Here is a 13,372-nt window from a genome sequence, read left to right as displayed (position 1 = left end):
TTCTCCTTTAAAATATGTTTTGGTGATAGGTTTAAGGAAATATAAAATAATGGATTGTCATTCAGTAGTGGCGCTAATTCAATAAGTGCACGTTTAAGGGCTAACTCAGTTAAGCGCTCGATTAAACCGGTTTCTTCTGAAATTGGAATAAACACTGCGGGTGAAACAAATTGCTCTTTGTTTTTCCAGCGCATTAGTAGCTCTACACCATTTATTGTTCTTGCTTCAATATCAACAATTGGCTGATAATGATTAAAAAATAAGTCGGCTTTTACTGCATCTTTTAAATCATTTTCGAGCATTAGCTTTTGTTTTATTTGTTCGTTCATTTCATCGCTAAAGAAGCTAAAACCATTCCTGCCATTTTGCTTTGCTTGCATCATAGCGACGTCTGCGTTACGAATTAAAATGTCGGTTGTTATTGCATCAAATGGGTACAAAGCAACGCCTATACTGGCAGAAATATTAATCGCAAAGTCTTCAATCATCACTTTATTTGCTAATTCTTTACTAATTAGCATAACTGTTTCTTTTAATGAGTCCTGAGATTCTACATTTTTAATCAGAACTAAAAACTCATCTCCACTTTGACGGCCAAGCTGTGCATTTTCGTTAAGGATATTACCCAACCGTTCAGTAATATTACAAAGAAGCTTGTCACCTACAGCATGACCAAAAGAGTCATTTACTGGCTTAAACTTATCTAAATCTATAAATAAGAGTGCGCAATGTGTATTTGAACTTTCGGCTTGTTTGATGGCTTCCTCAATTTCTTGATACATTAAACTACGATTTGGTAGTTTTGTTAGTGCGTCGTAATTGGCTAAATAACGCAGCTCATTTTCAGCTCTTTTTTGCTCTGTTAGGTCAGAAATAACAATTACATAGTAGCTTACTTCTGTTGTACTTTTTGCTACAGCAGTCACATTAATATGCACTGGGTGCTTACTGCTTTTAGCTGTTTTTATTAACATATCAATATGCCAGTTTTCAGTTGGTTGCAATTTTTTAAGTATTTTTGCAAACTTTTTACAGTTTTCTTTACCAATAGACTTTATAAATAGTTTCGGGCTAATATTTGTAAATTCCTCTGAATCAGAGAACGTTCTTATAAAACTATTATTTGCTGAAAATGGCATTAAATGATCGTCTAAAATCAGTAACCAATCGTTTATTTGGCTAAATGCTTCACCTAGTATTTTGGCTTGTTCTTCATTGGCACGCTGCTCTGTAATATTGGTATAAATACCAGATACATACAAAGGTTTACCTGTTTGAGTGTCAAAAATTATTTGGCCAGTGTCTTGATACCACAACCACTGCCCATTTTTATGGCGGAGACGATATGTTGATTGCCAATTTTTATTTTTACTTTTTTTGCTTATAAAGCTTTGCCATTTGGTTTCAAATCGACGCTTATCGTCAGGGTGTATAATAGAAAAAAACAGCTCTATCGATACTCGTTCTTCAAGGTTCTCATAACCCAGTTCTATGCCGCGTAAGGTATTTACAGAACCATCTTTAAATCGAAAATCCCATATTCCACTTTTATTATTTTTAAGAGCGAGCTCTGTTTGTTTTTTCGAATTTATAGTGTCTGTATGCGCTTGTTGAATAACATTTTGGCGGCTACGGTATTGCCAGAAAAATAAAGCGAAGAGACTTAACATAACTATAATATAGGTGAATATCGCAAAGGGAGACTTCCAAGGAGCATAGGCTACATTCATGCTCAGCTTAACTGGTGGGGCTTTAATTACACCATCTTTAAAATGTGCGTTTATGGTGAGAGAGTAGCTTCCCGGTTGAAGTTTAGTAAAAAACACCTGATTTGATTTTAAGTTGTTATAGGTAAGTGATGTTGGGCCATCAAGAACCACATCATATAGCGTTTTATTTGTATCTGGATAAGAAAAGTCAGAAAAGTTTACCGTTAACCCCATATCATCATGGCTCAATTTGAGGGGTTGATTACTGTATTTAAGAGGCGAAAAAGGTAATTCTCTCGTCAATAAGCTGACATCTGTAATTGCTAATCTATGTTTTTCAGTTGTTTTATTTTCATTGAAATCAGCAGGATTAAAAAGAAGGGCGCCAGCATTACTACCTAATATTATTTGCCCATTATTCAATTTTCTTTGCGTGTAGTCTGTAAATTTATTGGTGCTTAAACCATCTTTAACAGAAAAACTTGTAACATTAAGTGTGTTGAGGTTTATCTTGTAGAGTCCATTCTCAGAGCTTGCCCACAAATAATTTTTTTCATCAGGCACTAAAGACAAAATTGAATTAGAATTTAAAGAGCTTTTGAGCCCCAGAGAATGTTTACGTTCATAGGTTTGTGGGTCTATGCCAATCAAGCCTTCATGAGTAGTTGCAAGCCATAAAACATTTCTTTTTAAGTCAAGGTAATAATTATCTACAGTGTAATAGATGTCGTCTCTATTGTTTGATGACTGAAATATTTGGTTTAAGCTTTGTGTTGACTCGTTATACCTATATAGGCTGTTGGTCATACTAATTAAAAGTTCATTTGGGTGTGTTTCTATTGGCGGAAGGAACACATAGGCATATATAGGGTCTAGAAAGTTTTTAAGTCCTTCAATAACCCTTATATCACCTGTTTTTTCGTTAAATAGGTAAAAGTTTTTGTCGTTTGCAAATGCATATTGATGAGAGCCAATTTTGGCAAAACCGAAAACAGTAGGTTGAGTAAGTAAATCGTTATTAGTACTTAAATTTGATACTAATTGCTTACTATTTTTATCAAACAATTCAAACCCACTGTAAGAATATAGCCATAAATATTGGTTGTTTCCAAGAGAGGAAGCAAAAATATCATAAACTGCTGACGAACCAAACACTGCTTTAGCGTCGGTTGAGTTTAAAAAAGTACGTGTAGTTTTTGTTTTAGGGTTGTATTGAGCTAGGCCATCGTTTGTACCAAACCATATAGTATTATCTTCGTCTTCGTGAATTTTGTTTATCGTATTATTGACGGGCAACTTAATATTTTTAAATCGTCTTGTATTAATGGGCCACGTGAATACCCCTTGGCTTCTTGATGATAACCAAAGTACTCCTGTTTGGCTTATTGTTAAATCGTCAATTGAGTTATCGTTGATATTAAATTTACTTTTTTCATAATTTAATATGAACTCTATTTCGCCGTTTATTCGGCTAAAACTAAATAATCCTTTTTCTGTTGCTACAAACTCACCCTGCTCAGAATTAATGTAATCCCAGATATTAAGATCGGGAATAAGCGTCGTTATTTTAGAGCTGAGTACAAGGTTATCTTCTGAAAATGCGAATTTATACAGCCCTTCTACCGTGCCAACTAGAAGGCCAAGCTCTTTATCTACCTGTAAAAACTTTACATTGATGTTGTCTATTGTTGTTTTTTCGACAGGGTGAAGCGGTATTTCTGTAAGCTGATTACTAACAAGGTTGAACGTGAATAGCCCATTATTGGCTCCAATGAAAAGTGTATTATTGTGTAGTGTTAGAGCACGTATATACGACGTTTTTTCAGCTAAAGCGGCTGTTTGTGTAAAAGCTCCAGTGATTTTATTGTAAGTGAGTATTTGGTTATCAATTGCTAAGTAATAAAGTTCGTTTTTTTCGGCCATTGCTGAAACAGGTGAATAAATTTGTTTTTCTTTATCGAGCTGTCCTGAGTAGATTTTTTCTGTTTTTAAAGTTTGCGGGTCTATTAGGTATGCACCAGCTATATCAGTAGAAACAAGTAACTTACCGTCTTGTGTTTTTAGTACTGTAAAAATGTAATGTTTGTCTAGGTCAAAACCACCGTCGAATGTTTCAACATTATAGCCATCAAACCTATTTAGTCCTTGTTGCGTAGCAATCCAAATGTAGCCAATCTCATCTTCTTGTATTTTTACAACGTAATTTTGTGAGAGGCCTTCATCGGTAGAAAGGCGTTGTAACTGTTGGGCATAATTTTGCGATGCAAATGCATTGGTCATACACAACATTATAAATAAAACAAAAAGGGATAATTTACTTATTGGCACTGATGACCGATCTCCAAACATGTATTGCTTTGTAAAGCTAAGTGTTAAATATAGCACAACTTTTATTTTTTTTTACAAATAAAATACTGGGTAAAACAATGTAAATTTAATGCAATGAACTAATATTTAACATTATTTAAGGGTTTTAGGGAGGTCTTAAAATGGCTTTAACAAACATACAAGCCAAAGATAGTCTTTTACTGATCATAGATATTCAAGAGCGACTTTCCCCCATGATTAGTGATTTTCAAAGTCTTTTAAAAAACACACTAAAATTAGCGCAGGCATCTTGTGTGCACGACATACCAACACTTATCTCAGAGCAGTATGTAAAAGGATTAGGAGAAACCGACAACAAAATTAAATCTGTTTTACCGCGTGCTACGTATTTCAGTAAGGTGTATTTTAGTGCTTGTGAAGAAGCTGGCTTCTTAGATAAGTTAATTAGTTTTAACAAAAAAACGATTGTTGTAGTGGGCACTGAGGCGCACGTGTGTGTTTTACAAACGTGTATTGATTTATTAAAAAATGGATTTGAAGTGGTTTTAGTAATAGATGCAATAGGCTCTCGTAATGCTGAGCATAAAAGTATCGCAATAGAACAGCTAAAGCATGGCGGAGCGGTAATTTCATGTGCAGAAATTATTATATTTCAATGGACAAAAACTGCAGCTACGCCTACGTTTAAGAAAATATTACCTATAATTAAATAGGTTAGTTGTATATAGTGTAAATTAAATGTTTATTAATATTAAATTTCAAATTATTCATTGATAATATTGGTACTATTTGGCTGCATTTGCACTAAGCTAAATGTATTAGTAAAATTAAAAGTTAGGGTCTTTATGTCTAGTGTTAGTCGTTTATTAACAATTATTTTTGTCATCTTATTCGTCGAATCTATAGGATTAGGCCTTTATTTGGTACGTTAACTCAAGCATTTATAGTCGGTTTGCCGTTGTGTTTATTACCAATATGGCTACTTAAAACTCAAGAAAATAACCCTATTACACCCCACATAGTCGCTGCTGCAATTATGATGTTTTCTTTTTTGCATATACAGCAAGCTTTTGGCTTAATTGAAGTGCATTTTGAAATTTTTATATTAATGCCTATTTTAATTATTTTTGTTCAATGGCGCGTTTTCATAACAGCCATTGTATTTGTTGCCGTCCATCACCTTTCTTTCTACTACTTACAAACCCAAAATACGGGCTTTTATGTATTCGACCCTGATAGACTTTCTTTTAGTACTGTGATTATTCATGCAGCTTATGCAATAGTTGAAGTGCTTGTTGTAGGTTACATAGCAATTACATTAGAGAGAGAGCGCCGGGCTGGAACATCACTTAGCTCAGCAACTGAGCAAATTATGGAAAACTCTGAGCACATTAAATTATCTCTTAGAGCCGATTACACGCAAAGTGAAGCTGTTGTTGGTTTTAACACCTTACTCGATTACTTGTCGGACGTTATTAAACAAGTCAAAACTCAGTCGTATTCTCTTAAAACCAATTCCGGTGAATTAATTCAAGTTCATGATCAACTAGCGAATGGTGCACAGCAGCGAACTCAGCAAACAGATGATATAGCTAATTCGGGTGCTCAAGTTGCGCATGGTTTCAAATTAGTAGAGCAAGAAAGCGAAGTGTTGAAAACACAAGTAGATAGCATCACACAATCTGCTAAAGGGGCTTTAGACGACGTATTACAGACCGACAGTAAAAGTAGAGAGCTACTGAATTTGTTAAATCATACAGAAGAGCAAATTAATCAACTCGTTGCTGCCGGCGATGTCATTTCAAGCTTATTAAACGAAATATCTGGGATTGCTGAGCAAACAAATTTACTTGCGCTCAATGCAGCCATTGAAGCTGCCAGGGCTGGCGAGCACGGAAGGGGCTTTGCAGTTGTAGCGGATGAAGTACGATCATTGGCAAACCATAGTAAAGCAACTACTGACAAAATAGGCCTGACTCTTAAAGACCTTGTTACAAATAGTAAAACATCTACCCAATCAATGACTCAGTGCGTAAGCTTTGTTGTTGATTTAACTGAAATAAGCACTGCAATGAAAGAAAATATTTCAGCAATGAGTGAACAGATAAAAGCGGTGTCGAGTAGTACTAGCTCGGTTGCACAAGTTGTTTCAGAACAGGCTGGTAATACAGAACAAATTGCTAACAGCACAGACCAAATGCGCCAAAATCAGTACGAGGATTCCAATATTGTTAAGCAACTCACCGACAAAGTTCAGTTAATCGACGTGAGTATTGACGTACTTGAGCAATCAATTGCTAAATTTAAGTAGCCCACATTTTTTAAAGTTTATAATACTAGCCTGGTTAGGATTCGTTATATCAGGCTTAGTTTATTTTCAGGTTAGCCAGCTAAAATCGTTTGATAGTGACAGAATATTATTACAGGATGGTTGGTTTTTAAGTTTTAAAAAGCAGCTAGGGTTGAATACGCAAACACACGAGGCATCTTTAGTTCTTGTCATAGAGCAAAACTGTGGTTGCGCAAAGCAGGCTAAAGCACACATTACCGCACTTAAACGATTTGCTGACGAAAAAGGCTTTAATATTATCGAGCATCCTTACTTAGCTGAGTTACATCATGTTATTCCAGCTACGCCAGCCGCTGTAATTATTGATAAGAATGGCGAGTTTGTTTATGCGGGGCCATTATCAGAAGGATTAGCTTGTTCGCAGGGCAGTGGTTTTGTAGAAACGGCAATGACTAACTTAGTTGCTGGGTTTAACTCAAAATTACTTGTAGCAGATACTAAAGGCTGTTATTGCAAAAATAGGGTTTAGCTTCAGGGGGCCGCTTCCTTAAAGTAAATTTGTTGAGTGTTAAATCACACTCTTTTTTCTTTATCAAAAAGAGCCTAACTGAGTAGTCAGTAGTTTTATTCAAGTGCTTTATATTTGTGTTAGTGCACACTTTTGAGTGAAAGTTTTATTAGTCAACTCTCAAATGAACTAATCTATATTCACTAATTATTAGATTTTAATGATCAATCTATTAATTTGAATCAATGGCGATACTAAATAAAATTGACAAAAGATTAGGGGAACAATGAGTTACCAATTTTTGTATGAAAGGTTACCCTAAAGTTATAATTGGGTTTAAAATAAAATTCAAATAACTCTCTAAAAATTATTGATAACTATTACTATTTAGATTAATATAACTATATCGAAAGTAATTAGAGTGGTTTGTAATCATGTACATTTGTCTATGTCACGGTGTGACAGATAAAAAAATTGAACAAACAATTGATGATGGTGCAACAACTATGCGTGAGTTGGCAAAAGAGCTTAACGTCGGCAGCCAATGCGGAAAATGCTGTGGTTGTACTAAGAAGATTTTGAATCGCAAGCTGATTCAAATTGCAGACATAACAGATCAAGTCGCTTAATTATTTTAAAAAACATTGCATAAAAAAGCAGCCATGTGGCTGCTTTTTTTATGTTTATAACGTGTTGTTAAAGTTGAGATTGAAGATAGTTTTCTATACCTACATTTTCAATAAGCTGTTGTTGTGTTTCTAGCCAGTCCATTTGCTCTTCTTGCTCGTTTAAAATATGGTCGAGTGCTTCTCGGCTAATGTAGTCTTTTTTACTTTCAGCTAATTTAACCGCAGCGCGAAGTTCGTCTATAGTATCAAGCTCAAAGCTCATGTTAGCAGCAATCATTTCTTCGCTGTTTTCACCAATACGTAAACGGCCTAAGTCTTGTAGGTTTGGTAAACCCTCTAAAAATAAAATACGCTCAATTAAACGATCGGCGTTTTTCATTTTTTGAATTGACACTTTGTAGTCTGCTTTATCAAGCTGGCTAAAACCAAAGTCTTTAAACATACGTGCATGTAAAAAGTATTGATTAATTCCGACAAGTTCATTAGCAAGTACGCTATTTAACGCTTTAATTACCTCTAAGTCGCCTTTCATAACTTTAGCTCCTTCTAACCCATTTGAGATTGATGGTAATTTTCTGAGCCAATTTTTTCAATTAGGCCAAGTTGTTGTTCTAACCAGTAAACGTGGTCTTCTTCTGTATCGAACAATAGTTTTTGGAGTATTGCACGAGATTGATAGTCTTGCTGTTCTTCACAGATGGCAATTACATCTTTTACGCAGGCAACAACTTCTAGTTCGAGTGTTAAATCATTTTGCATCATGCTTTTAACATCGTTTCCGATAAGCAAATCACGACGCTTGGTAAGGTTTGGGACACCTTCTAAAAATAAAATACGTTTGATTAACCAGTCAGCATGGTCTTTTTCTTCTTCCATTTCATGATTAAGGCGCTCATAAAGTTTATTTAAACCCCAATCATCATACATGCGAGAGTGTATAAAATACTGATCGATTGCAGCTAACTCGTTGGCGAGTAGCGCATTAAATGCGTCGATTACTTTTTGATTACCTTTCATGATATGCCACCATAGCTTTGTTAATTATGGCTAGTGTAGTGTAAAACCAAGTAATTGCAAGTTTTCTCTATAAAAATCATTGTGTTACTATTGGTTTTGATTCTTATTTAAGTTTGCATTGTTGCTTGCTTTATAGGCTCTCTGCGTTTTGGGCACACAATCAATTTTTGCTTGAATAAGAGTAGCTTGAATATATTTAAAACAGCTTAGGTAATACGGGTGTCGTAATTAACTTTATAGCGCTGAACTCAGGTGCAAAAAATAGCAAACCACATTAATAGTTTTTAATTCAATTATATTTTTTGTTTATTAATCAATTAAGCTAATTAATGTATGGCATACTCAAATACACATTAATTTCATGGTGTGTAATACATTATCAGCACCATAAATAGTTACTGAACACATATTTTAATTTAACAATAGCGCAGCACACTTAGGGTCACTACTATGAGCAAGTCAATTATAATTCGCGATGCGAAGCCAAGCGATGCCAAAATTATCTTACATTTTATTACAGAGCTTGCGATATATGAAAAAGAGCCAGATGCGGTCAAAACAAATGAGCAAGCTATTTTAGAGACATTATTTAGCGAAGGCGCCACAGCGCACAGTATTATATGTTTAGATGGCGATGAACCTATAGGCTTTGCAGTTTATTTTTACAATTATTCTACTTGGCTAGGTAAAAACGGTTTGTATCTTGAAGATTTATACGTAAGTCCAGATAGCCGTGGTAAAGGTGCTGGTAAAGCCATAATGAAGCATTTAGCTAATAAGGCGTTGAGCAATAATTGTGGTCGTTTTGAGTGGGTTGTTTTGGATTGGAATAAGCCTGCAATAGATTTTTATGACAGTATAGGTGCAAAGCCCCAAACTGAATGGATTATTTATCGTTTAACGGGTCAAGAGTTAATAGATTTTGCTAAATAGTAAAGTTCCGATTGTGGCTAGCAATGGGTAAAAATTTATTTAAACTTTGTGCTGGTCACTCATTAAAAGAGCTATTTATGATTTCATCTTACTGGCAAAAAGCACGTCAAAGTCGCGATCACCGATTTGATGGTCTTTTTTATGTTGCGGTAAAAAGTACGGGTATTTACTGCAGGCCTATTTGTCCAGCGCCTACTGCGCTTGAAAAAAATGTTATTTATTATGAGTTTGCTCATAATGCAGCGCAAGACGGTTTTAGGCCTTGCATTCGTTGTAGGCCTGACAGTGCACCGGGAAGTGCGGCTTGGCAAGGGGTCAAAACAACCGCTTTGAGGGCAAAGCAGCTCATTGACCAATACGATGAACATGATTGCGAAAAGTTAGCTGAAAGGTTAGGAGTGAGTAGTCGATACTTAAGACGTTTGTTTAAACAACATTTTGGTTTGTCGCTTACGCAATATCGTTTATTTAAGCAATGTCATTTTGCAAAAAAGCTGATACAAGAAACGCATTTATCGCTAACCGACATTGCATACGCGGCAGGTTTTAAAAGTACAAGGCGATTTAATGATGCTTTTTTCAAACAATTAAATATGACACCATCAGCACTGCGTCAAAATACCAAAATTCAAAGTACGTCACTTACCTTAACCCTTCCTTTTAGGCCTCCTTATAATTGGCTTGCTTTACGCTCGTTTATAGAAAAACGTTTAATTAAACCTGTTGAATGGATTTCGGAAAATAGCTACGGGCGTACGTTTTCAAATACGCTTTATAAAGGGTGCTTCACTGCCGAATTTATCGAAAGTAAACATCACTTTAAAGTAAAGGTAGAGATAGACGACACGCAATATTTGCAAACAGTTATAAATAACATACGGCGGGTTCTAGACTTAGATGCTGATATTAATTTAATAGAAACTCATTTAAATACAAACATAAACAATGCATTCACACTGTGTAACGGACTTAGGTTGCCAGGTATTTGGTCAGAGTTTGAGGCTGGTATTAGGGCTGTGCTAGGACAACAAGTAAGCGTAGCCGCAGCGCATAGCTTAGTCACTAAACTAGTTGATGAGCTCGGAGAAAAAGACGTAAACCATGTGTATTTTCCGAGTGCCGAACAGGTAGCACAAAGCAGCTTTGATTTTTTTAAAATGCCACAAGCGCGCAAAAATGCGCTACATAATTTAGCTTTGTTTTGCGCCAATAACCCTAGCAATAGTGACTTAGATTTATGGCTTGACTTAAAAGGAATAGGCCCATGGACTGTGAACTATGCAAAATTAAGAGGGCAAAGCCAACCCGATATATTACTTGATGGTGATTTAGGAATTAAAAAAGCACAAGCTGCGGCAAGTTCGTTTAACAGTGAAAAGTGCACCCCATTTCGTTCCTATTTAACGTTTCAACTTTGGCAGCAACTATCATGATTATTCAAACATACATAACAAGTCCCATAGACAATATAATAATTCAAGCAACTGAAAAAGGGGTGAGTTACGTTGGCTTTTATCCGCTTGAAACCTACCCACATATGCCTCTTGCTAAAGTAACTAATGAGCCGATATTAAGCTGTGCGCTGCAATTAAAAGAGTATTTTAATAAAAAGCGTAAAACATTTAGTGTTCCCTTAGATACTAAAGGGACTGAATTTCAAAAAAATGTATGGAACGCACTTTTGGATGTTCCTTACGGTAAAACCAATACGTATGGGGATATTGCTCACGCATTAAATAACCCAAAAGCGGTAAGAGCGGTGGGGGCAGCTAACGGTAAAAACCCAATTAGCATTATCGTGCCTTGCCATAGAATTATTGGCGCAAATGCAACGCTAACTGGGTACGCTGGTGGACTCGAAAGAAAACGTTGGCTTTTACAACATGAAGGGGTTTTGTAAATTAGTAGCCTTAAGTTTTGTATCATATATTATAAAGGTTACACTATAAAAAATACTCTAATAAAAAATAGCTATGCAATTTAATACACTATTTTATATATTTATCTTTTTATGCATCGTACCGATTAATGGCGCAAACGCCGCTGCTAAAAAGTTGCTTTTTTGCTATGAAGACAAGGAAATTGCGCCAATGTTTTTAGGTACAGGGCAAGAGATTCCGATTCAAAGGCCCGGAGCTTCGGCAGACGTACTCCGGCTATTGGACGACGCAGTTGATGGTGTTGATATTGAATTTGTAAGAAAACCTTGGCGAAGGTGCTTGAAGGATCTTGAATCAAATAAAGTAAATGCAGTTATTGCTAGCTTCAGAGAAGGCAGAGAGCGAATAGCCGTTTACCCAATGAATGAAGATGCAAAACCTAATGCTCAGTTTGCTATTAGCAGGTTTGGCAGCTGCTTGTTAGGTCGTGATAAATTTCGATCGCAATGGCAATCACGCGATAAGTTTAATACCAAAACATTTACAATTGCTGTGCCAAGCGGTTATGGCTTAAGCGCTGTTTTAAAAAAAGAACCTCTTTTTGTTCACGAGACGGTGTCTAAAGAAAATGCATTTGAGCTACTTAACAAAGGGGTTGTGGACTCAAGCATAGATATTTGCCAAGTTAATAAAATTAAAACGTCTAGTTACCCTTATAGTGACACCGATGTAAAAGCACTATTTCCCCCATACGAATTTACGCTTGGTTATTTAGTTTTTTCGCATCAACTTTATGAAAATCATCCGACGCTTAGTCATAAAATGTGGCAGTGGGTTAGTGAATTTGATTCGGCTCCTATCTACATTGATTATTTAAATTCTGCCAAACAACCTCAAAACTAATACTTTAAATCATAAGCTTATTTGGCGTTTGAAATTGGTATTCAGTGCATATTAGGGTAGCATAAGCGCACTTTTTGTAACTTGGCACCATCATGGCTCAATTATACTTTTACTATTCTGCAATGAATGCGGGAAAATCTACCACCTTATTACAATCGGCTTTTAATTATAAAGAGCGAGGTATGGAGCCAGTTATCCTTACTGCAGCTATTGACGATAGAGAAGGTGTTGGCAAGGTTTCGTCTCGAATAGGTTTGCAAGCCGATGCACATGTATTTGATGCAAGTAAAGATGTGTATGAGTTGATTCAATCGCTTAACAATGAAAAAAAGCGCCATTGTATATTAGTCGATGAATGTCAGTTTTTATCCAAAGAGCAAGTCATGCAGTTAACGGATGTAGTAGATGAGTTAGGCATTCCTGTGCTTTGCTACGGTTTACGAAACGACTTTAGAGGTGAGTTGTTTGTTGGCTCTCAATACCTACTAGCTTGGGCTGATAAATTAATTGAGCTTAAAACGGTGTGCCATTGTGGACGCAAAGCCAATCACGTATTACGTACCGATGAAAATGGTGATGCCATTGCCGACGGTAACCAAGTTGAAATTGGCGGCAACGATCGTTATGTATCGGTATGCCGCAAACATTACAAAGCCGCTTTAAATATGGGCCGATAACGCGCTAATAAAGGTGTCTATATCTTTTCGAGTTATCCCTAAATGCGTGACTAGCCTGAGTTGTTTACTTGGGCTTATTAGAACACCTTGCTGTTTTAGCTTCGCAGCTATATCTACAATATTAAAACCTTCATCACAAGATGCATACACCATATTGGTCGTATTACTCATATCTACGTTAAAGCCTTCAAGTGAGCTTAAACATTTAGCTAGGTAGCGCGCATTAGCATGATCGTCTTTTAAGCGACTTATGTTATTTTCAAGCGCATATTGCCCCGCAGCAGCGAGCATTCCGGCTTGTCGCATACCACCACCAAGTACTTTACGCCATCGCCTAGCTTTATTTACCAAAGAAGATGACCCCAATAATAAAGATCCAACCGGTGCACCTAACCCTTTAGATAAGCAAATAGACACAGAGTCAAAATGTTTCGTTATTTGTTTAATATCAACTTCTAACTCAACTGATGCATTAAACGCACGTGCGCCATCTAAATG

At 36.1% G+C, this 13,372-nt stretch carries 12 protein-coding genes and 1 pseudogene; 9 read left to right on the top strand and 4 right to left on the bottom strand.

The window, feature by feature from the left end:
- Positions 1-3,989: diguanylate cyclase domain-containing protein (locus BCG07_RS04890; RefSeq protein ID WP_286889024.1), on the bottom strand; the 3,989-nt coding region annotated here is incomplete at its 3' end.
- Positions 3,990-4,198: 209 nt separating this feature from the next.
- Here BCG07_RS04890 and BCG07_RS04885 point away from each other — a divergent pair.
- The 4 genes and pseudogenes from BCG07_RS04885 (at position 4,199) to BCG07_RS04870 (ending at position 7,464) form a co-directional block, all read left to right on the top strand.
- Entirely contained in the window at positions 4,199-4,750 is a 552-nt protein-coding gene (locus BCG07_RS04885) for an isochorismatase family protein (RefSeq protein ID WP_243533939.1), read from the top strand.
- A 132-nt stretch (positions 4,751-4,882) separates the two neighbouring features.
- Positions 4,883-6,348: pseudogene (locus BCG07_RS04880) on the top strand (methyl-accepting chemotaxis protein).
- Positions 6,332-6,856, top strand: coding sequence for a DUF6436 domain-containing protein (locus tag BCG07_RS04875; RefSeq protein ID WP_243534520.1), 525 nt, complete (start codon positions 6,332-6,334; stop codon positions 6,854-6,856). Before BCG07_RS04880 ends, BCG07_RS04875 begins: the two are co-directional and overlap by 17 nt.
- 413 nt (positions 6,857-7,269) lie before the next feature.
- Positions 7,270-7,464, top strand: coding sequence for a (2Fe-2S)-binding protein (locus tag BCG07_RS04870; RefSeq protein WP_006791629.1), 195 nt, complete (start codon positions 7,270-7,272; stop codon positions 7,462-7,464).
- Between the two features lie 67 nt (positions 7,465-7,531).
- On the opposite strand, the gene bfr (BCG07_RS04865) is transcribed toward BCG07_RS04870, so the two are convergent.
- Together bfr (BCG07_RS04865) and bfr (BCG07_RS04860) are read right to left on the bottom strand one after the other, a co-directional pair.
- Positions 7,532-7,996 carry a bacterioferritin gene (gene bfr, locus BCG07_RS04865; RefSeq protein WP_006791630.1) on the bottom strand — a complete coding sequence of 155 codons (465 nt, stop codon included), beginning with the start codon at positions 7,994-7,996 and terminating at the stop codon, positions 7,532-7,534.
- Positions 7,997-8,010: 14 nt separating this feature from the next.
- Positions 8,011-8,481, bottom strand: a complete 471-nt coding sequence (gene bfr, locus BCG07_RS04860) for a bacterioferritin (protein WP_006791631.1) — start codon at positions 8,479-8,481, stop codon at positions 8,011-8,013.
- Positions 8,482-8,931: 450 nt separating this feature from the next.
- Here bfr (BCG07_RS04860) and BCG07_RS04855 point away from each other — a divergent pair, with 450 nt between their 5' ends.
- The 5 genes from BCG07_RS04855 to BCG07_RS04835 all read left to right on the top strand — a co-directional run bounded on the left by BCG07_RS04855 (position 8,932) and on the right by BCG07_RS04835 (position 12,874).
- Positions 8,932-9,414 carry a GNAT family N-acetyltransferase gene (locus tag BCG07_RS04855; RefSeq protein ID WP_010556777.1) on the top strand — a complete coding sequence of 161 codons (483 nt, stop codon included), beginning with the start codon at positions 8,932-8,934 and terminating at the stop codon, positions 9,412-9,414.
- A gap of 77 nt (positions 9,415-9,491) precedes the next feature.
- Complete coding sequence (locus BCG07_RS04850; RefSeq protein ID WP_286889008.1) at positions 9,492-10,847, top strand: DNA-3-methyladenine glycosylase 2 family protein; 1,356 nt, start codon at positions 9,492-9,494, stop codon at positions 10,845-10,847.
- On the top strand, positions 10,844-11,314 hold the full coding sequence (locus tag BCG07_RS04845) for a methylated-DNA--[protein]-cysteine S-methyltransferase (protein ID WP_243533945.1): 471 nt from the start codon (positions 10,844-10,846) through the stop codon (positions 11,312-11,314). The genes BCG07_RS04850 and BCG07_RS04845 overlap by 4 nt, the downstream gene beginning before the upstream one ends.
- 73 nt (positions 11,315-11,387) lie before the next feature.
- Positions 11,388-12,197, top strand: a complete 810-nt coding sequence (locus BCG07_RS04840) for a transporter substrate-binding domain-containing protein (protein WP_243533947.1) — start codon at positions 11,388-11,390, stop codon at positions 12,195-12,197.
- A 92-nt stretch (positions 12,198-12,289) separates the two neighbouring features.
- Positions 12,290-12,874, top strand: coding sequence for a thymidine kinase (locus BCG07_RS04835; protein ID WP_243533950.1), 585 nt, complete (start codon positions 12,290-12,292; stop codon positions 12,872-12,874).
- Here the strand turns inward: BCG07_RS04835 and BCG07_RS04830 are convergent.
- The coding region (locus tag BCG07_RS04830; RefSeq protein ID WP_286889004.1) for a beta-eliminating lyase-related protein at positions 12,857-13,372 on the bottom strand (516 nt) is incomplete at its 5' end. The two genes, BCG07_RS04835 and BCG07_RS04830, sit on opposite strands and share 18 nt — an antisense overlap.

Origin of the sequence: Pseudoalteromonas sp. ESRF-bin5 (assembly GCF_002632075.1) — a bacterium.
Taxonomy (GTDB): domain Bacteria; phylum Pseudomonadota; class Gammaproteobacteria; order Enterobacterales; family Alteromonadaceae; genus Pseudoalteromonas; species Pseudoalteromonas marina.
Note: the sequence above shows the minus strand (reverse complement) of the source record. Positions and strands in the feature narration are given on the sequence as shown.